The organism is Bacillota bacterium (assembly GCA_040754315.1).
Taxonomy (GTDB): Bacteria; Bacillota; Sulfobacillia; order DUSP01; family JBFMCS01; genus JBFMCS01.
This window is the reverse complement of sequence record JBFMCS010000019.1, coordinates 22965-41801: the sequence shown is the minus strand read 5'-3', so window position 1 is coordinate 41801 and position 18837 is coordinate 22965. Positions and strand designations below refer to the sequence as shown.

Below are 18837 nucleotides of genomic sequence, written 5' to 3'. Positions count from 1 at the left end.
GCACACGGCCCGCCGCGAGATGGTCTGGCTCCGGCACCGGGGTGCGATCCCCCGGCGCAAATTGTCGGGAGCGCTGTTCGCCCGGCGTCTTAGCAGTTGATAAAACGCTATGCTTTTTGGAACGGTTCGGATGGATTAGTGGCCGCTAAGACCTAACCCTTCAGGTAACCCCCAGGACTCCCAACCCACATACCGCGAACGGTGGTGCCAAGGTAGCGCCCATAATGTCTCCGGTCACCGGTAAGGAAGTGAGTGGCCTTGCCCAATAGCGCCGCCATAAAAACAGGTTGGTCCTTCACGGACAGGTCTATGGGGCAAGGCAGCGATGGATCGGCCTCCGGTATAATCTTGAGCCCGGCGCACAGTTCCTCCAGTCTCGACTGGGATTCCCAACCGACCAGATTGCGTCTAGCCTCTTCAATGACGTACTCTGAGGCCAGGAGCACACAGCAATCCTTCTCGGCCCTCTCCCAAAGGATCATCAAACCTGAACTGCCGTACGCAGCCGAGAACAGCACGTTCGCGTCCAGGAACACCTCATTCACTTCAGATACCCTCCGGTCTTTCGTGGGGCACTGTCTCAGGGTCAAGCCCGAGCTGGCGCACCTGGTCCATCGCACGGTGGTAGTCCTCCGCTGTGACTGCGTTGTTAAGGAGGAATTCGGCCTTGCGCTCCAGGGAATAGATTTCTACAGGCAGCGTGACCATGGGTCGGAACAGAATCCCTTCGGGCCGCGCCTCTGCGACCATGAACGCTCCCTCAGTCAATCCGTAACATTCTCTTAGGGCTCGAGGTATAACCACAGTGCCTCGTTTTCCCATTTTAATGGTTTCTCCTGCCAATGCACTCACCTCTCATCCACTACCTCCAATAATAATCCGTGATAGTGCTTCCCGTCAATCAGATATTCAAAAAAGCTGAATCTCTGTCCAGTTCATAAATGGAGTTCACTGTTCGAGCATGAGGGTGTTCTACAGGCTAGCCGCAGATCCACAACGTCATTCCGCAGGGATCAGGTGGAGTATGACGCGAGAACATAATTGCTGGTGGAAGCGGAAATACAGATGGCGCAAGAAGCTGCTATCGAGTGAGACCTCTCGGCAATAGGGCGGGAGGTTTTCTCTCGTAGCCCCGATAGATTCAACAGTGCACGTGAGCCGGGAGAATGAAGATCGTGCGTCCCAAGCGATGTGCGGGGCCGGCTCCCTGCTCAATGAGGCCGGCCGGTAGGAGATAGCCGTGAACCTGCGGGGATTGGTAGGTTGGGTGCACCCTGGCACCCAACAGCCACGAGTCTGCCGTTACGGCCGTTATTCCAAAAGATCTAGGTTGGTCACCACAGGCCTTTCAAATCGATAGTCAACCCCTCAAAACCCGGGTGTTTCACGATGTCTTCGCCCGTACCGGATGCGACAAGCTCATACACACCATCATTGAGGGAGAAACACTCCAGGGACTTCTCGTCCGGGTTGACAAGCCAGTAATGCTGTACTCTGACGCGCTGATAGATGTGCATTTTCTTGAACCGGTCCTTGCTGCTGGTGGAAGGGGACAGTATTTCGATGACCAAGGCAGGTGGTCCGTCAACCCGAGCATATTCTACTATGGCCTTTTGCTCCCCTGACACGTAGAAGATATCCGGTTGGACCACGGTTGTATCGTGAAATGTCACATCCAGCGGTGCGCAGAATACCTCGCCTTCAGGGTCAACCTGCCAGAAGTAGTCCTCAAGAATGCGCTGCAGGCGGCGCGAGCTACGCTGGTGGGGAACGTTCGGGGAAGGTTCTCTAATCAGCTCGCCATCCAAGACCTCATAACGATAGCCAGGTTCCTCGGGCAGTTCCAGGTAATCCTGGTATGTATATTTCTTGCCGCCGGCTTTGTACTCAGGTTCCTTTTCCCGGACGATTGCTCCCGACAACGCGCCGATTACATCTGAGAAATTATAGCGGTACTGCCTGGTGCCCAATTTGATGAAAGGGATCTTATTCTCCCTGGTATAGCGCCAGATCGTCTCAACAGAAAGGTTCAGGGCTTCGGCCAGGGCCTCGGCGGTGATTAGATCATGGGCCATAATACCACCTCCACTTTGATTATAGGGGAATAATCAACTGAAATCAATTAAAACAAAGCAATAACGAGATCCCCTGCCCGTCTTGAATTAGCCTACAAGCGGAAGTCTTTATGGGGTGCTGCTGGGGCAAAGCCGGGGATTAGCACAATATTCTAGGGATAACGAACCCTACCACGGAAGCTGGAGACTGGGAGTCCCTATCAGGAGTGAGTTCGGCGAAGACCCCGGCCTGACCTCGCCCTAGGATGGCCCTGCGGCGGCTATAACCGCTGACAGTGTCCACTACGGTCAATGTGTATGCAAAGTGACCAATGCAGGAGCCACCGTTGTGTCAAGGTCTACTCCTAGGGCGCCGTGGCGTGTTTCATTCCAATCATAGCGCCCCATTGGTACTTGGGACATTGCGGATGAATTGGGTCTCTTGTTTAGGGCATGACGGAATTTCGGGCAGTCCCACTTTGATATCCGCCTTGCCAAGGTGGAACGACTGATCTGGGTAAGTTGCTGGCAAACACTTGGTGTGAGGTGGGTCTCACCATGAGAGGCCAGTATCTGAGCGGTTTTTGCCAAAACCGGATGAAGTCTTTCGGCACATGGATAGTCCAAAGCTTCCCAGGCTAACTGGATGGCAGGGAGAGACTCAAGATACTTGACCTGTCTTCTGCGCTTAACCGAAGGCCGCTTGCCAGGGAGCATCCCGTTGAGAACCCGAATAGCGTGTTTTCTGTGATAGCCAAGCACTCACTGCTTCGTCGATCATGGCAGTCCTGGCTGATTGACTCCCGGTCTTGCAGTACCGTTCATGCATCTTCTCCAAGTACTCTTTACGGCTTCTCACTGACATCCTCACTAAGACCCCCCGTCGCGGTAACATTCTGTCGCGAGTGAGCCACTCCTCTTTGGGTAGCATTATAGGTGAGTGATTGCGCGGGCTTGACTTATGTCGTGTTCAGTTTATAATGGAGTTGTACTGTCCGAATACGGGGCTTTCTATCGGCAAAGCCCCATCTCCAGAAGGGCATGCCGTAGGGATAGGTGGAGTATGACACTAGAACATAATCACTGGTGGAAGTGCAAATACAGATGGCGGAAGAAACTGCTACCAGGAGACAACCTGCCGCCAATAGGGCGGGAGGTTCTTTTTTTTCGAGCCCCGAGGGTTCGAAGAGCCGAGTAAGTGAGGGGAAGAGAGTACCTGGGTCCAAGCAGGTGCAGTGACGGCATCCTTGAGGTGGCCAGCCGGTGGGAGACAGCCTTGAGTCTACAGGGAGCGGCGGAGGACCAGTATAGCGCTGTTCTCAACGGAGCATCTGTCCTGCGGAGCTTCAGAGCCGCTGGCGAGGAGCCAACCTGCAGGCACCTAGCTGGCTGCCCCGGATTCGGGCATATGCCCCTCGATCCAAGAATGGCAAGGTCAGGAGATCCCTGGCACGACAGGTGTGGAGCACTGAGTCATGAACATGAGGGGAGGAATGGGGAAGCCAGCGGCCTTTCATGAATTACCAGGAAGAGTGAATGAAGAATGCCAGTTTTCCGGGCAAGAGGAAGGGGGGCAGACCGATCAATGGAGGTTCTTAGGCGCGATTTTCTCAAAGCTGGTGGGTTAGTGGTAACGGCCATGGGCTTGACAATGATGGGCCTGAATACCAAGGCTCATGCAGTGAGCTATGCTAAGACAATCCTGTTTGACATGGGGAGGTGCACAGGGTGCCGTAATTGCGAGGTCGCCTGCCGGAAGTGGAACAGACTGCCCGTAGAGGAGGACCAGGCAACCGGCCTGTACCGGAATCGCCGAAACCTCACGGGCACCAGATGGGTGAGCATGTGGTCAAACAACAAGCCAGGAGCTGACGTGAGATACATGAGACACAGCTGTATGCACTGCGCGGATGCAGCCTGTGTCAAGGTATGCCCAGTGGGTGCGTGCACTCATACCCAGTTCAGCACTGTCAATGTTAACCAAGACGTGTGCATCGGCTGTAACTATTGCGTTTCCGCATGCCCCTTCAGGGCAATGGGATTTGACCAATCCGCAGGCGTTGCACGAAAGTGCACGTTCTGTTATGACCGGCTGCTTAGGGGGGATAACCCTGCGTGCGTTCAAGCCTGTCCTACCGACGCGCTCATCTTTGGGAGAAGAGACAGCCTAGTCCTTGAGGCTAAAGACAGGACTGTGCAAGCGCGAAAGAACAACTACCCGGAAGCGGACGTTTACGGCATCGAGGAATTGGGAGGTCTCGGAGTGGCATGCCTTCTTTATGAAGGCAAGACATCCTCACTTGAGAAGTACGGCTTGCCCGAAGACCCTCAATTGCCAGCACACGCTCAGATTTGGGCTCCGCTGTTCAAGCCCCTAAAGGCCCTGGCAATAGCGGCCTTAACCTTTGGCCTGGTATCCAACAGGCTGTCAGTCTCGCATCTTCAGAGCCCCAATTTAAAAAACCACTCTAATCAGTAGATTGGAGGAGAGCGTTATGGGTACCACCAACCTGGAAACAGGCTTGCTCAAACTGGAACTAAGGGGAGTCTCACGAAGGGACTTCCTCAAGTACTGTAGCGCAACAGCGATGATGCTGGGGATGAACTACTGCTTCGGTGGTCTCTTGGCCCAGGCGGCAACTACTGCTGTGAAGAAGAAGCCCGTCATATGGATCCAGGGCCAGGGGTGTACCGGCTGCAGTTGCTCCCTTCTCTCATCAATGAGCCCGGGACCTGCTGAGATCCTGCTGGATGCGATCTCAATGAGGTTCAACAGCACCATAATGAACTCAGCAGGACATGTTAGCACAGAAGTCCTGAAAAGCTCCATGCAGGAAGGCGACTATCTCCTGGTGGTGGAAGGGTCAATCCCCACAGCAGACCCCAGGTTCTGCATGGTAGAGGGCATGCCCTTCGACGAATTGCTGATGAAAGCCGCAAAGAACGCTTCAGCAGTCATCGCGGCTGGAACCTGCGCTGCCTATGGCGGAATACCGCAGGCAGGTATTACCGGAGCGAAGAGCGTTTCTGACCTAATCAGCGACAAACCCATCATAAACGTTCCTGGGTGCCCTCTAAAACCCGATTGGCTGGTGGGCACGCTTCTGTACTACCTCACCTTCGGAGAGGTTCCCGCCCTGGACGCACAAAAGCGACCGCTGGCCTACTTCGGCAGGCACTTCCTTCACGACTCTTGTGCCAGGGCTGCCTACTTTGAGAGGGGGCAGTTCCTTGAGGACTGGAACGACCCGTCAACGTCAGCCTGGTGCTTGCTCAAGAAGGGATGCAAGGGCCCGGTTACATATGCCGACTGTAACAGCGTCTTCTGGAATGACGGGGCGAATTCGTGTGTGAAAGCAGGCTCCCCGTGCGCCGGTTGCGTTCAGCCGGAATTCTACAAGGAACTATCCCCGCTGTACGCATCTCCCTTTGCACCTGGAACGGAGGATGAAATGCTCCCGCTCGTCAAGAGCCAGAGAGGGCTTGACCCAGCGTCGGTTGCGCTCGGGGTCGGCATAGCCGCGGTGCCGCTGGTGGCAACACAAGTAGAAAAACTCCTGAAAAAGAACATAAAGGAGAGGGCACAGAATGAGTAACAAGATAGTCATAGACCCAGTTACCAGGATAGAGGGGCATCTGAAGGTAGAGGTCACGGTGGAACAGGGCAAGGTTGCGGACGCGCGGTGTGTGGGCACGATGTTCCGGGGCTTGGAGCAGATAGTCATAGACAAGGACCCCAGGGACGTGCCGTACGTAGTTGAACGTGCCTGTGGTGTATGCGCAGGTGTGCACGGCTGGGCATCCTGCATGGCCGTTGAGCAGGCTCATAACGCCGTCGTCCCTGAGATGGGGCGGGTGTTGCGGAACCTGATGATGGGGGCGTTGTGGCTCCATGATCACGTACTGCATTTCTACCACCTCTCAGCGCTGGATTATATTGACCCTACCGCGATCCTGAGCTATACGGGCGGGTCCCCCCAGCTCATCTCGGTCCGGGACAAGATCAAGGCGTTGGCAGAAGCAGGGGATCTCCACCCCATCTTGCCTAGTTACGCTCCGGATGATTTCTGCGTCAGGGATCCTGATGTGGTGACTGAGCTTGTATACCACTACATACAGGCGTTGGAAATACAGGCGAAGGGAAGGAAGGCCTCCGCGATCTTTGCCGGCAAGCAGCCCCATCACTCCACTATGGTTGTGGGAGGGGTAACCTTCTATCCTACGCTGGGACATATCGAGCAGTTCAGGCGGATCATACGGGAGGTCATCGATTTCGTTCGAGGCACCTACGTACCGGACGTGCTTGCAGTGGCTAGCGAGTACCTACTGCCGCTGGAACGAGCATCGGTTGGTGCCACCGCGGGACACTACATGAGCTATGGCGGGTACCCGCTGGACTCCCACGGTGACAGGATGCTCTTCCCGAGCGGGGTAATCCTTGACGGTGATCTGGACAGCGTCAAGCCCTTCGACCCCACAGCCGTCGTCGAAGACCTGGCCCATTCCTGGTACAAAGATGAACCCAGGCCCGGGCACCCCGCCAGTACGTTCACGTCCGTTGAGTTTGACAAGCCAAGGGCCTATACATTCATAAAAGCCCCACGCTATCAGGGGAAACCCATTGAGGTAGGCCCCCTCGCCAGGATGCTGGTGTCCAAAAACCCAAGCTTCATGAAGCTCCTCAAGGAACAGGGAATCACCAGGCCTGGGGTTGTGATGAGACATGCGGCCCGGGCGGTAGACACCTTGGTCATGGCTGACATGATGGATACGTGGATCGGAGAACTCATCCAGCTCGTTGGGACAACGGGGATCTACGGTGACACCGGAAGTGCCCTCATTCACGACACGGGTGCCTGGGAACCACCCAAGGAAGGCCGGGGCGCAGGGCTGAACGAGGCACCGCGTGGGGCCCTGGGTCACTGGATTGAAATCGCCGACAGGAAGGTCAAGCAGTACCAGATGGTAGTGCCAACGACCTGGAATGCCTCGCCAGTGGACGAACAGGGAAACCACGGCCCGATGGAGGAGGCCATTATAGGAGCACCCGTGCCGGACGTGGACAACCCCGTAAACGTGGTGCGCATTATACGCTCCTTCGATCCGTGCCTTGCCTGCGCCATACACATGATCCACCCGAAAGGTGAAAAGGTCATACCCCTTGGCTTGCGAGTTGGATGATCCGCCGGCAAGCAGCGCACTGTAAGGAGGCAGGTGAGCCCTTGAATGAGGGAAAGAGACTCCTGGTTCTGGGAATAGGAAATCGGCTTTGCCGTGACGACGGCATAGGCTCAGTGCTGGCCGAGAGGCTCTCCCACCGCACTGAACACGAGAACGTGGACATCATTGACGGTGGGACAATCGGCCTGGGTCTCCTTTATCTGTTCGAGTCCTATTCCGATGTCATAATCATTGACTCGACCGATGCGGGGGCCGAGCCAGGAACCCTGATCTGGTACTCACTGCATGACCTGGAAGCGACCGAGGGGGAGGGCAAGGTCTCCCACCATCAATCAGGGGTTTTGGACCTTCTTAGCCACGCCAGGCTCATGGGCTGCTTGCCTAAGAACGTTATCCTTCTCGGGATCCAGGTAGCCGCCATTGAGCCAGAAATGGGGCTAAGTGAAGAGATGAGGGAACGTCTACCCATGCTTGAAACCTGCGTCGAGGAGGAGATAGGCCACTGGCTTAAGACCAATGCATGAGCTATCTGTAGCTGAGTCGATCATTGAGACAGTAACCCGGGACGCCACGGAACGTGGATTTGGCAAAGTGAACCGCCTGTCCATTACGATTGGCGAGCTTTCAATGGTAAATGTCGATACGCTTGCCTTTGCCCTAGAGCATCTCACGAAGGACACCATTCTTGAAGGGGCCTCCTTCAACCTGGAACGGGAGGAGGCCCGGGGGAGGTGTCGCACCTGCGGGGAGGATCGAAAACCCACCCCCCCCTTCTTCCTGTGTCCCGTTTGCGGCAAGGGACTGGCATCCTTCTCCAGGGGTGACGGAATCCATCTTGACTACTACGAGGGGGAATGAGATATGAGAGTCTATCTGTCCAAGGACCTTCGGGAAGCCAATAGGTCAGGGGCTAACGCCAACAGGGAAATCCTCCAGGAAAAGCGGATCCTGATGGTAAACCTGATCGGATCCCCCGGTGCGGGAAAGACCTCCCTCTTGGAGCATACGCTCCAAAACCTATCCAAGAGTCGAAGGGCCTCCGTTATTGAGGCTGACCTCTACACGGCCAAGGATGCCCAGAGGCTCGAACCTTGGTGCTGGGAGGTCATCCAGCTAAACACTGAAGGGGCTTGCCACCTTGAAGCCGGCATGATCGGCAGGATAATCGAGGATAACGAGGCATTGCTGGCATCGGACATCATCTTCATAGAGAACATCGGCAACCTGATCTGCCCCGCGGAATTCGACCTGGGTGAAGACCTGAGGGTCGCCATGATGAGCGCCACCGAAGGAAGCGACAAGCCTAGCAAGTACCCTCTGGCCTTCAAGGGATCTCAGGCGATCCTGATCAGCAAGATCGACTTGCTGCCTTACTGCGACTTTGACGTCGCTGGAGTCTTGGAGGAGTTGAGACTGGCCAACGAGGATGCGACCGTAATACAGGTATCAGCGAAGACCGGGGAGGGTGTCGGACAATGGTGCCAGTGGTTGGAGCAGCAGCTCGAGGACAAGAGAAAGAGGCTCTCCGGCTGAGGATCCAAGGGATCGTGCAAGGGGTCGGGTTCCGCCCCTACGTGTATGGCCTGGCGCAGGAACTAAACCTGAAGGGTTGGGTGAGAAATGACACCGAAGGGGTTCTGGTAGAGATAGAGGGAGACCCCTCGGAGATCGTGTCCTTCTGTCTTCGCCTGACCACTGACCCGCCACCCTTGGCCAGGATTGATTCCGTCCACCAAGAGGCCATAGTGCCCCAGGACTTCGGTTCCTTCGATATCATCCAAAGCCGGACCCACCGGAGGAGAGACGCCCTTATCCCCGCGGACGCGGCGTCCTGCAGGGAGTGCCTGCATGACGTCCTGAACGCCACCGATAGGCATTATGGGTATCCATTCACCAACTGCACGCACTGTGGCCCGCGATTCACAATCATCCAGGATGTCCCATATGACCGCATTAACACATCGATGAGGGGATTTGCCCCGTGTCCAAGCTGTCGCGCTGAATATGAAGACCCAAGGGACCGCCGGTTTCACGCGCAGCCGGTTGCCTGCCCCCTGTGCGGGCCAGGGATCCAGGTTTTGGACGACAGTGGGACCCCCGTTGTCGAGCCCGGTGATTGGCTGCCCTTTTGCTGGGACAAACTAGCAGAGGGCAAGATACTGGCTGTCAAGGGGCTGGGGGGGTTCCATCTCGCCTGCGTCCTTGAGGAGCCGGTAATCGCCAGGCTGAGAGTGAGAAAACAAAGGCCGTTCAAGCCTTTCGCCATAATGTGCAGGGGAGTAGAGACCATAGCAACGTACTGCGAAGTAGACGATGGCGACCTGGATGTCCTGGCGTCTTCGGCCTCCCCTATCACCCTGATGAGAATGAAGCGGGACACACCCATGCCCCGGAGTGTGAACCCCGGGATGGCAACGTTGGGTGTCATGCTCCCCTATACCCCGCTGCATTTCCTCCTGTTACAGGGTCCCTTTGACGCAATGGTCCTGACAAGCGCCAACCCATCGGATCAACCCCTCATATCCGAGAATGACGAGGCTCTCAAGACACTCAGAGGCATAGCCGACCTCTTCCTCGTGCACAACCGTGACATAGTCCAAAGATGCGATGATTCCGTCGTAAGGGTGATCAATAAGAGAGTGCAGGTCATTCGCCGTTCCCGGGGTTACGTGCCCGATGCCATTGACCTGTCATTTGCCACAGAGAAACCGGTCTTGGGGGTCGGAGGGGACATGAAGAACACCTTCTGCATCCTCAAGGGCCAAAGGGCATTCATGAGCCAGCACCTGGGAGAGATGGGCACGATGGAGTCCGAGGCCTTCTTCCTCGAAGCCCTCAGGCACTTCGAGCGCCTCCTGGACAGTCCCCCAGAGGTCCTGGGGCATGACCTTCATCCCGCCTACCATACGGCGTTACTGGCTAAGGGCCTCAAGGTGCCCTGGAAGTACGCGATCCAGCATCATCACGCCCATTTTGCGTCGTGCCTGGCCGAACACGGGCATGAGGGGCCAGCCATCGGGGTGATCCTGGACGGCACAGGGTTTGGTCTTGACGGTGTCATATGGGGTTTCGAGATCATAACGGGTGATCACATGGATTTCCAGAGACACTACCACCAGCGATACGTCCCCCTGCTTGGTGGAGAAGGAAGCATCAGGTGGCCCTGGAGGATGGCATTGAGCTACTTGTACCAAACCCTGGGCGAGACGGGGGTCGAGATAGGCAGCCGGTTGTTCGGCAGCGTCGGTGGAAAGGAGCTGGATATCCTCTTCAGGGAGGCTCGCTCGCTCCAGAACTCCATTCCAACCTCCAGCTGTGGGCGTCTTTTCGACGCTGTTGCAGCGCTCCTAGGTATCTGCCACCATAGCACGTACGAGGGGCAGGCTGCAATCCAGATGAGCGAACTGCTTGAAGGGCTTGACCCGCAGGGAGCCCCGGAGGCCTACCCCGTTTCCATAGGCGAGGGCAAGATAGACTTTTCCCCAATGTTCTCAGCCATATGCGAGGAAATAACTGTGGGCCGCGAGGTCGTGACAGTTGTCAAGAGATTCCATGATACGGTTGTGGAGGCGATAGCCAAGGCTGTTGACAGCGTTAGCTATGAGACCTTTTTGGAAACGGTTGCGCTTTCGGGAGGGGTGTGGCAAAACCCCTATCTCATCAAGAGGGCAACCAGGAGCCTAACTGAACAGGGAATGAATGTCCTGGTTCACGATAAGGTACCCACCAATGACGGAGGACTTGCCCTCGGGCAGGCAGTTATCGCTTACAGGAGGTGGCAGGAAGATGTGTCTCGGGGTTCCAATGCAGGTAAAGGAGATATGTAACTCGCTTGTCGCCCGGGCGGAGACCATGGGGATCACACAGCTGATACGCATAGACCTTGTACCTCAGGTTAGCGCTGGGGATTCGGTAGTCGTTCACGCAGGGTTTGCCATTGAGATCATCGATCCTGAACTGGCCAAGCACAGGCTCGAGTTCTTGGCCCGGCTTCTGGGAGACATGGGGGAGGACCAAGAAGATGCAGGCTAGAGCCGATTATCCCGAGAGGCACCCCGGCTATTCCAGTAACCTGGCATCCGCTGAGTATGTCTCGAAGATAAGGGATATTGGGTCTCGGATTGCCCACAAGAAGGGCAGGCGGGTCAAGCTGATGGAGGTCTGCGGCACCCATACCGTTGCGTTGGCCCGGACAGGCATCACCGAGGCGTTGTCAGACGTCATTGAGCTCATCAGCGGCCCTGGCTGCCCCGTCTGTGTTACCCACCAGGAAGACCTGAACCGGATGATCGGTATCGGGCAGATGGACGATGTCATCGTGGCAACCTTTGGCGACCTTCTCAGGGTGCCAGGATACAGAACATCCCTGGAGAAAGAAAGGGCAAAGGGCGCATTCATCCACATCTGCTATTCTCCGATGGAAGCCCTCGAGGCTGCCAAGTCACACAGCACGGCGCAGGTCGTGTTTCTTGGAGTAGGCTTCGAGACCACCGCCCCGGCGATTGCGGCGCTTGTGATCCAGGCTAAGAGAGAAAGACTCGACAACCTCTCTGTGTACAGCGCGGTGAAAGTGCTCCCACCTGCGTTGAGGGCTCTCTTGGGAAGAGGCAATACCGGCCTTGACGGCCTCATACTGCCAGGCCACGTGTCAACCCTCATCGGGAAGAAGGCCTTTGACTTCCTGGCCTGGGAGTACGGGATCCCTTCAGTGGTTACGGGGTTTGGGGACGTTGACCTTCTCTTAGGGCTGTCTACGTTGCTGAACCTGGTCAACGCCGGCAGATCGCTGACTGTCAACGCCTACGCCCACGTCGCTAAGGAGTCTGGGAACCCTGAAGCCATGAGAATGCTGTCACGATGCTTTGAGGAAGGAGACACCCTGTGGAGGGGTTTCGGTCTTATCCCCGGCAGCGGCCTGGAGCTCAGAGCCGAATACGCTGCTCACGATGCCAAAAGAAGGCTCGGGATGCCACTTCAGCCCGTGCAGAGCGCTGAGGGGCACGACCACCTGTGCCGGTGCGGAGACATCATAGTTGGCCAAATGAGCCCTCTTGACTGCAGCTTTTTTGATAATGGCTGTGATCCACTTTCTCCGATGGGACCGTGCATGGTGTCCTCAGAAGGGGCTTGCAGCGCCTACTATCACTATCGTGACCGGCGCCATTCCCACAACCGAGGAGAGGTGCCACAGTGAAAAACACCCCTCAGGAACACGACGTCATCCTGTTAAGCCATGGCGATGGAGGCCTTCTGACACACCAGCTGCTGGATGGCCTGTTCTTGCCAGCCTTTCGAAATGACATCCTCGATGAGGCTGGCGACTCGGCCAGGTTCCCTCTGGAGGCGGGCAAGTATGCGTTTTCCTCCGATTCCTTCATCGTCTCTCCGCCTTTCTTTCCCGGCGGGGACATAGGGAAGCTGGCGGTGTGCGGTACTGTCAACGACCTTGTCGTCAGCGGGTCCAGGCCTCTTTACCTGTCTGCCTCCTTCATAGTGGCGGAGGGAATGCCCGTGAGTGTCCTTTCCGAGATAGTCCAGTCCATGTCGGAGACTGCGCGCTCAGTGGGAGTCCCAGTGGTAACCGGCGATACAAAGGTGGTCGGCGGGTACAACCCCCGCGATATTTTCATCAATACCACCGGTATCGGGAGGATCCATCCTGAATGTGACTTCAGCACTAGCAGGCTTCAACCGCTTGACAGCGTAATCATCACGGGAAGCATCGCGGATCACGGCGCGGCCATCCTCTCCTCCAGGTTAGGCCTGGATACGGATGAATCACCCAAGAGCGACTGCGCCCCGCTCACCTTTCTCCTGGAGGTGTTGTCGCCATACCTTGGAAGCATCAGGTTCATGAGGGACCCCACCAGGGGAGGGCTCGCCACTTGCCTGAAAGAGCTGGTCCGGAGCGGCAGCCTGGACATCCTGCTAGTGGAAGACAGGATTCCTGTGTCCGGGAAGGTCAGGGCTGTAACGGATATCCTGGGTGTGGACCCGTTATACCTTCCTTCGGAGGGCAGAGCGGTCATCGTTGCGGAGCAGGGAAGGGAGAGCTGTATACTTGACGCCCTGAGGCAGCACCCGCTCAGTCAGGGTGCTGAGGTCATCGGCCATTTGGAGAAAGGGAAGGGGAATGTATACCTCAAGACCAATTTGGGAGGCACCCGGCCGCTCCAGATGCTCGTGGGAAACCCGTTGCCAAGAATATGCTAGATGGCAGTTCCTAAGAGATCGCCGGCAAGGAGCATCCCGCAGTATGCCCGGTTTCTCCCTTCCCGAGCCCGCTGCCGCCAGGGAGGGCACCAGTCCGGGCAAAGAGTGACCAGCCCACGCAACTATAGACCCCGAACAGTAGCGAGGGCTGTCCCTGGTTTCTTCCTAAGGTGGGGTCGCTCTAGCCGGTAGTGCTCTCTTGGCAGCCTTAGATTTAGCCCAGGTCACAAGTAAAACTGATCTGGGCATTGGATTCTTCTGCCGTTGGTAAGGAAGGCAGGCCATGTTTCCGCAAGGAGTGATAACGCCCATGCCGGGCATACTACCACGAGAGAAGGGCACCTTTCGGGCGCCCTTTTCTCACAGCGTGATCTTCGTTTGCGGGGCAATTGCCGGTGACCTGCCTTCTCCAGGGCAAACCCCAAGCACTCACTGTCAGTTTCTGTTACCGGGCAGGTATCATGGAGCGCTCCTCACGAAAGCCTTGGGTTCAATCCCGCCTTCCACCCTCTCACCAAACAGAGGCTTCTCCACCGCATAGTAGAGGATTAGGTACAGCACAAGTGAAAAGAGCGTGGCGGTGATGAAAGGCACGGGAAGCATACGAAAGTGGCTCAGTGTACCTATTAGGAGCCATGAAACCAGTCCGGAAAAGCCGTTTGTTTGCACGAATCGATCCTTGGATACTATGTAGTAGTGGGCGATCAATACGCCAACAAAACTCATGTTGTAGGAGCCGTGAAATCCAGCGATCCATTCGAATACCGACAGTCTCCCTATTCCGGTAATGGCGCCCATGACTCCAAGCACGGCCACTATCATGGTTATCTTCATTCGTCCAACTCTCTTCCAGGGATAAATGGCAGTACACAGCGCTAGTCCAGCAGTATAGGCATTGTTATCGTTCGTCGTCCACCCTATGCCGATGATGGACAACAGGCCTAAGAATCCTAGGCCTAGAGTGGGGAACAGGGCCTCCAAGGGGACCTGGATGGTCGCGCCCAGCAGCACCCCACATATGGGTGGAATGGCCCCTATTAAGAAGGCGATGGGAATTACTGTAAGGGCTTCACTTCTTGACTTGAGAAACCTGCTCACGTCTGCCATGAGCATGACGAAGCCACCCCAAGCCCCGGCATTCAGAAACACGGCGTAAGAGAAGTCCATTCCAGTCTTTTCCACGGCTAAGGCCGCCTGCAAGCCCCCAAAGCCCCTGACAGCTATGAACGTGGCAATCAGCGAAATCACGAAGAAGAAGGGCATTGTGACCCAACTGACCTTGGCCATGTACCTGATTCCCAGTATCGCACTTAGCATCATCATCGCACACACGAGTCCTGACACCAGTGGCCTCAGGCTTCCAGAAAGCGTGGGGTAGGTCTCCCCGATGGAACGCCCCACAGCGTCAGCCTGCAAACCTATTGAGCCGAAACCTATGACCGTGAACATGACCAAGGCAATGAGGGTCTGCCCGTACCACTGTAAGGGCCCTTTTGCCAATACGTAGCTTGGCAGTCCCCTGGCTCTACCGATCTCGCCCATGAGGGCAGCGATAATGCCCGCAATTCCATACCCAAGGATGCATGACCAGATAGCTGGGGCGGCAGATAGGTTCATGCCAATGTGATAGCCTATGGCGACGGAGTAAAGGGATACCCACATTCCAACGAAGATCATCATCATGGATGGCCAAGGAACACGCTTGGATTCGGGGATGGGTTCGTACACGTCCTCATCGAAGGATGCTCTCTTATTCCTCTTCTCGCTCATCCTGCTTCCCTCCTTTTCATGCATGCGCCATCATAAGGAGCCTTTCCTTCAAGAGAGCACTACACTGGTCCTGATCCCGAGGTCATGATTGGATGCGTTTCCGCAGCCTGTGTATGCGCCAGGTTCACTCGGAATGGGGGTTTCCCGCCTTCCGCAGTGTCATGGATCTGATAGTGTGCCAGCGCTGCCCAGGGTGTGTGCTTCGAATGCTTGGCGGAAGCTCGCCCCGTGAGGCCTAGCGCCGTCAGGACAGCGGACCTCATTCGCCGCACCGGGTGCTTTCCCATATCCCCCACTTCCGGTTACTTGTCTTCAAGCATTGGCTTTGACTCACTCCGTCTCAAGTTCTTGATGAAGTTTCCATAAGGCAGGCTCTTCCGCAGTCGCCCCAGATCCTCGATCAAACCGTTGGGCAGGAAGATCATTACCAGGATGTATGACAGACCATAAAGGATTTCCACATATCTTTCGATTGAGCTGAAGAGCTCTGGGAACAAGACGATGAACAAGGCACCAATCAAAGGGCCGTACATCGATCTCTTGCTTCCCAGCAAGGGAATGAAGAAGATGGAGACAGAGGTGAACACATTAATATCCACAGACGAGATGGAACTCGCGTAATGAACATATAGCGCCCCACCCAGTCCAGAGACCAAGCCGGCTATGGCATAGGCAAGCAATTTGAAGTAGAAGGTGTTCAATCCCACGGCTTGGGCAAGGTCTTCGTTTCCGGCTATCAGGGTCCAGATTTGCCCCAACTTCGTCTTGGTCAACCAGACAATGAAAGACACTGTAGCTGCGGTGAGTAAGACCACCATCAAGAAGTAGTGTGTGGAGCCGAGCAGCCTGTTCAGGCTGTCGATTTGAACTCCACTTCGCCCTCCCGTAATGGGGTAAAGCGCTTCGATTAGCTTGGGCATGAGGATCGCCAGCAAGAAGGAGGCCATTCCGGTGTAGAAACCCCTTGAGCGGCTGATCGCCAGGTAGAATGTGACCGCAAGAAGCAAGGATAAGAAGGCGCCAAGGAAAATCCCGAGAAAAGGCGAAGCATCAATGAACCGCTGCAATACTACGCAGGTATAGGCCCCGAGTGCCATAGTGGCGGAGTACCCGTAGAACGGCTGGCCGGTCTTGTAGAACAAAAGCCAACTCGCGTATCCCTGGATGATGAAAAGGTAAAGATACCCGGTCACCCATTGCGCGTAGCCGCCTGTGAGGACAAAGAGCGCAGGAAAGACCATAATGATTGGAAGTATAACCCACCTGTTTTGCAGTCTGTGCAAGCTCATGCTACCGACCATCCTCCGCTGGCTAACGTTCTTTGCCGAGGATCCCCCTAGGGGCAATGATGAGAATGACCAGCAGGATTCCGTACAAGAGAACGCTTTGCCACATTCCGCCTAACCAGTAGCCAGCAAGGCTTATGACGATGCCCATGATCAAAGCACTGATCATCCCGCCCCACACGTTTCCTATCCCACCCACGATAGCGATGATGTAACCGAGAAAACACAGATCCCAGCCCGTGTTAACCGTGAGGTTGTACAGAACCGCCCAGAACAGGGCGCCAACGAAACCCAGGGCATGGCCAATGCCTGAGACTAGACTGAATACCAGTTCAACATTGATCCCCACCAGCTTGGCCATCTTGAGGTTTTGGGATGTCGCAACCCATGCCTTGCCAGTCTTTGTTGTCAGTTCAACGATCCAAATGCCGAACAGCACTGCCACAGCGATGATTACACCAATCACCTTACTCACATCCACCGCAGCGCCCGCCATGAGGAGAGTGCCGACCTTTGGCAGCTCTATGGATATTGTCGGCCTTGGGAAGAGGATCTTGGTTAATCCCGACACGACCGTAGCGATGCCAAAAGTAATGATGAAGAACAATGTAAGATCGATACCCTTCTTCCTGATGACTGGGTTCAAGATGAATCGCTGCAGTCCGAAACCTAGGGCAAAACTGCTGAGCAAGCCTGCCATGATAGAAGGGACGGTCCCGAGAGACGGGCGCAGCATCCAGGTGACGAATACGCCGAAGGTGCCGATGGTGGCGATGGCGTAGTTGAGGATTCCCGAAACCCCATAGACGAGCGCAACACCCATTACCGGCAAGGAGAGAACCCCTCCTATGATGACCCCTGTGATGATGCCCCCCATAGGCCAACTCCTCCCGTATCGAAGCCTCATAGTCAGGCGCCCATATAAAGGGCCTTTACCAGTTCCCGGTTCATCTCCCTGGCGTTCTCGGTAAACACTATTTCGCCTGCGTCCAGGCCGTAGACTCGATCTGCGACCTCAAGTGCTTTGATGCTCTGTTCAGAAAGGATTATGGTAATGCCGGTCCTGTCACGGAAATCCCTCAGGATGGCTAAGATGCTTGCCACTACCTTGGGTGCTAGCCCCAGAGAGAGCTCATCGATCATCAGGACCCTCGCATCAGACACTATCCCTATGCCTATGGCCAGCATCTTCTGTTCTCCACCGCTCATCGTTCCAGCGACTTGGGAGATGCGACCCTCGAGCCTGGGAAAAGCATGGAAGACGTGCCTTAGAAGTTCACTGGTTGTGTCTTTGCTCCCGAAGAAGGCGCCCAGTTGCAGGTTGTCTCTGACAGACATCGCGGGAAAGAGGTTCCCTTCCTGTGGGATCAGCATAAGGCCCATTTTCCTCCGCTGCAGCGGGCTCAACCTCGCGATCGCCCTGCCCAAGAAGATCAGGTCTCCCGACCTTGGGTTGTTCAGGCCGGCGAAGGTCTCTAACAAGGTGGTTTTGCCACCACCGTTTGGCCCAACGATAGCCACGATCTCACCTTCGGACACAGAGAAATCTACCCCCTTAAGGGCCAGGTAGGGACCGTGCGCTACCGTAAGCTGTCTTGCATCCAACAGGGGAACAGGCACCTTTACTCCTCCAATTCCAGGTAAATTGCCAGTACCTCGCCATTTTGACGTATTGTCTCTGGGGGTCCTTCCGCGATCTTCTCTCCCTCACTGAGGACATAAATCCAGTCAGAGGTGCGCATGATCGGTTTCATTTCGTGCCCAATCTGCAGGATGGTATAGCCTTTGAAACGCAAGTCTTCTATGAATTCGCAGATCTTCTGAGTCTCAGGCCCTATAAGACCTCCAAGCAATTCGTCAAGAAGAAGGAGTCTTGGCCTTGTGGCTAACGCCCTCCCCAGCTCCACCAGTTTCATTTCGAGGGGAGACAGGCTGCTCACTGGCCGATTTGACTTTTCTTTCAGGCCTAGGTAGGCAATAATATCCATGGCCCGTTCACGGTTCTCCGATGGCCTTGAGCCCTGGTCTTTCAGGAATCCGGCGTTGACGTTTTCGAAGACACTGAGGTCGTGAAATATGTTGCGTAATTGGAATGTCCTCGCAATCCCAAGCTGGGAGACCCTGTACGGTGGCTTCCCGGTAATGTCCGTGCCTGCAAGAATGACCTTTCCTGAGTCAGGCTTCAAAGCACCGGAAATGATGTTAAACAAGGTTGTTTTGCCGGCACCGTTGGGCCCTATCAAGGACGTGATCCTTGCCGGGGGAACAGCAATGTCAACACCCTTTAAGGCCACAAGACCCCCGAAAGCCTTCTTGACACCTCTTGTCTCCAG

Annotated in this window: 18 protein-coding genes; 10 read left to right on the top strand and 8 right to left on the bottom strand. The window is 55.7% G+C overall.

From position 1 onward, the window contains the following. Positions 1-152: 152 nt before the first annotated feature. The 3 genes from AB1576_04230 to AB1576_04220 all read right to left on the bottom strand — a co-directional run bounded on the left by AB1576_04230 (position 153) and on the right by AB1576_04220 (position 2075). Positions 153-545: a DNA-binding protein gene (locus tag AB1576_04230; GenBank protein ID MEW6080981.1), complete on the bottom strand. Its 393-nt coding sequence runs from the start codon at positions 543-545 to the stop codon at positions 153-155. A 1-nt stretch (position 546) separates the two neighbouring features. After that, entirely contained in the window at positions 547-768 is a 222-nt protein-coding gene (locus AB1576_04225; GenBank protein MEW6080980.1) for an AbrB/MazE/SpoVT family DNA-binding domain-containing protein, read from the bottom strand. Positions 769-1334: 566 nt separating this feature from the next. Further along, on the bottom strand, positions 1335-2075 hold the full coding sequence (locus tag AB1576_04220; GenBank protein MEW6080979.1) for a Uma2 family endonuclease: 741 nt from the start codon (positions 2073-2075) through the stop codon (positions 1335-1337). Positions 2076-3639: 1564 nt separating this feature from the next. On the opposite strand from AB1576_04220, the gene AB1576_04215 reads away from it, so the two are divergent. Genes AB1576_04215 through hypE form a run of 10 tightly spaced genes read left to right on the top strand, consistent with a single transcriptional unit; the run spans position 3640 to position 13448 of the window. Beyond that, positions 3640-4533, top strand: coding sequence for a 4Fe-4S dicluster domain-containing protein (locus tag AB1576_04215; protein MEW6080978.1), 894 nt, complete (start codon positions 3640-3642; stop codon positions 4531-4533). A 16-nt stretch (positions 4534-4549) separates the two neighbouring features. Continuing rightward, entirely contained in the window at positions 4550-5650 is a 1101-nt protein-coding gene (locus AB1576_04210; GenBank protein MEW6080977.1) for a hydrogenase small subunit, read from the top strand. Further along, positions 5643-7235: a nickel-dependent hydrogenase large subunit gene (locus AB1576_04205; protein ID MEW6080976.1), complete on the top strand. Its 1593-nt coding sequence runs from the start codon at positions 5643-5645 to the stop codon at positions 7233-7235. The genes AB1576_04210 and AB1576_04205 overlap by 8 nt, the downstream gene beginning before the upstream one ends. 41 nt (positions 7236-7276) lie before the next feature. After that, positions 7277-7759, top strand: coding sequence for a hydrogenase maturation protease (locus AB1576_04200; protein ID MEW6080975.1), 483 nt, complete (start codon positions 7277-7279; stop codon positions 7757-7759). Further along, positions 7752-8093: a hydrogenase maturation nickel metallochaperone HypA gene (locus AB1576_04195; GenBank protein ID MEW6080974.1), complete on the top strand. Its 342-nt coding sequence runs from the start codon at positions 7752-7754 to the stop codon at positions 8091-8093. Before AB1576_04200 ends, AB1576_04195 begins: the two co-directional genes overlap by 8 nt. Before the next feature lie 3 nt (positions 8094-8096). Further along, a complete protein-coding gene (hypB, locus tag AB1576_04190; GenBank protein ID MEW6080973.1) occupies positions 8097-8768 on the top strand; it encodes a hydrogenase nickel incorporation protein HypB in 672 nt (223 codons plus the stop codon). After that, positions 8711-11062 (top strand): carbamoyltransferase HypF, encoded by a 2352-nt coding sequence (gene hypF / locus AB1576_04185; protein MEW6080972.1) that lies wholly within the window; start codon positions 8711-8713, stop codon positions 11060-11062. The genes hypB and hypF overlap by 58 nt, the downstream gene beginning before the upstream one ends. Then, the gene (locus AB1576_04180; protein MEW6080971.1) at positions 11022-11267 is read left to right on the top strand and encodes a HypC/HybG/HupF family hydrogenase formation chaperone; all 246 of its coding nucleotides are present in this window, start codon (positions 11022-11024) and stop codon (positions 11265-11267) included. Before hypF ends, AB1576_04180 begins: the two co-directional genes overlap by 41 nt. Then, the gene (hypD, locus tag AB1576_04175; GenBank protein MEW6080970.1) at positions 11257-12429 is read left to right on the top strand and encodes a hydrogenase formation protein HypD; all 1173 of its coding nucleotides are present in this window, start codon (positions 11257-11259) and stop codon (positions 12427-12429) included. Before AB1576_04180 ends, hypD begins: the two co-directional genes overlap by 11 nt. Continuing rightward, on the top strand, positions 12426-13448 hold the full coding sequence (hypE, locus tag AB1576_04170) for a hydrogenase expression/formation protein HypE (GenBank protein ID MEW6080969.1): 1023 nt from the start codon (positions 12426-12428) through the stop codon (positions 13446-13448). The genes hypD and hypE overlap by 4 nt, the downstream gene beginning before the upstream one ends. Before the next feature lie 459 nt (positions 13449-13907). Here the strand turns inward: hypE and AB1576_04165 are convergent, their stop codons facing one another. The 5 genes from AB1576_04165 to AB1576_04145 all read right to left on the bottom strand — a co-directional run bounded on the left by AB1576_04165 (position 13908) and on the right by AB1576_04145 (position 18798). Beyond that, positions 13908-15218 (bottom strand): hypothetical protein, encoded by a 1311-nt coding sequence (locus tag AB1576_04165; protein MEW6080968.1) that lies wholly within the window; start codon positions 15216-15218, stop codon positions 13908-13910. A 302-nt stretch (positions 15219-15520) separates the two neighbouring features. Beyond that, on the bottom strand, positions 15521-16507 hold the full coding sequence (locus AB1576_04160; protein MEW6080967.1) for a branched-chain amino acid ABC transporter permease: 987 nt from the start codon (positions 16505-16507) through the stop codon (positions 15521-15523). Between the two features lie 22 nt (positions 16508-16529). Further along, a complete protein-coding gene (locus AB1576_04155) occupies positions 16530-17381 on the bottom strand; it encodes a branched-chain amino acid ABC transporter permease (GenBank protein ID MEW6080966.1) in 852 nt (283 codons plus the stop codon). A gap of 32 nt (positions 17382-17413) precedes the next feature. Further along, positions 17414-18124 carry an ABC transporter ATP-binding protein gene (locus AB1576_04150; protein ID MEW6080965.1) on the bottom strand — a complete coding sequence of 237 codons (711 nt, stop codon included), beginning with the start codon at positions 18122-18124 and terminating at the stop codon, positions 17414-17416. Positions 18125-18126: 2 nt separating this feature from the next. Continuing rightward, on the bottom strand, positions 18127-18798 hold the full coding sequence (locus tag AB1576_04145; GenBank protein ID MEW6080964.1) for an ATP-binding cassette domain-containing protein: 672 nt from the start codon (positions 18796-18798) through the stop codon (positions 18127-18129). Between the last annotated feature and the right edge of the window lie 39 nt (positions 18799-18837).

What these genes read in the sequence shown, in the direction of transcription:
- AB1576_04220 (MEW6080979.1), bottom strand. Translation starts at nt 2,075, where the DNA reads ATGGCCCATGATCTAATCACCGCCGAGGCCCTGGCCGAAGCCCTGAAC.
- AB1576_04205 (MEW6080976.1), top strand. Translation starts at nt 5,643, where the DNA reads ATGAGTAACAAGATAGTCATAGACCCAGTTACCAGGATAGAGGGGCAT.
- AB1576_04215 (MEW6080978.1), top strand. Translation starts at nt 3,640, where the DNA reads ATGGAGGTTCTTAGGCGCGATTTTCTCAAAGCTGGTGGGTTAGTGGTA.
- AB1576_04155 (MEW6080966.1), bottom strand. Translation starts at nt 17,381, where the DNA reads ATGGGGGGCATCATCACAGGGGTCATCATAGGAGGGGTTCTCTCCTTG.
- AB1576_04180 (MEW6080971.1), top strand. Translation starts at nt 11,022, where the DNA reads ATGTGTCTCGGGGTTCCAATGCAGGTAAAGGAGATATGTAACTCGCTT.
- AB1576_04195 (MEW6080974.1), top strand. Translation starts at nt 7,752, where the DNA reads ATGCATGAGCTATCTGTAGCTGAGTCGATCATTGAGACAGTAACCCGG.
- hypB (MEW6080973.1), top strand. Translation starts at nt 8,097, where the DNA reads ATGAGAGTCTATCTGTCCAAGGACCTTCGGGAAGCCAATAGGTCAGGG.
- AB1576_04160 (MEW6080967.1), bottom strand. Translation starts at nt 16,507, where the DNA reads ATGAGCTTGCACAGACTGCAAAACAGGTGGGTTATACTTCCAATCATT.
- AB1576_04210 (MEW6080977.1), top strand. Translation starts at nt 4,550, where the DNA reads ATGGGTACCACCAACCTGGAAACAGGCTTGCTCAAACTGGAACTAAGG.
- hypD (MEW6080970.1), top strand. Translation starts at nt 11,257, where the DNA reads ATGCAGGCTAGAGCCGATTATCCCGAGAGGCACCCCGGCTATTCCAGT.
- AB1576_04165 (MEW6080968.1), bottom strand. Translation starts at nt 15,218, where the DNA reads ATGAGCGAGAAGAGGAATAAGAGAGCATCCTTCGATGAGGACGTGTAC.
- hypF (MEW6080972.1), top strand. Translation starts at nt 8,711, where the DNA reads ATGGTGCCAGTGGTTGGAGCAGCAGCTCGAGGACAAGAGAAAGAGGCT.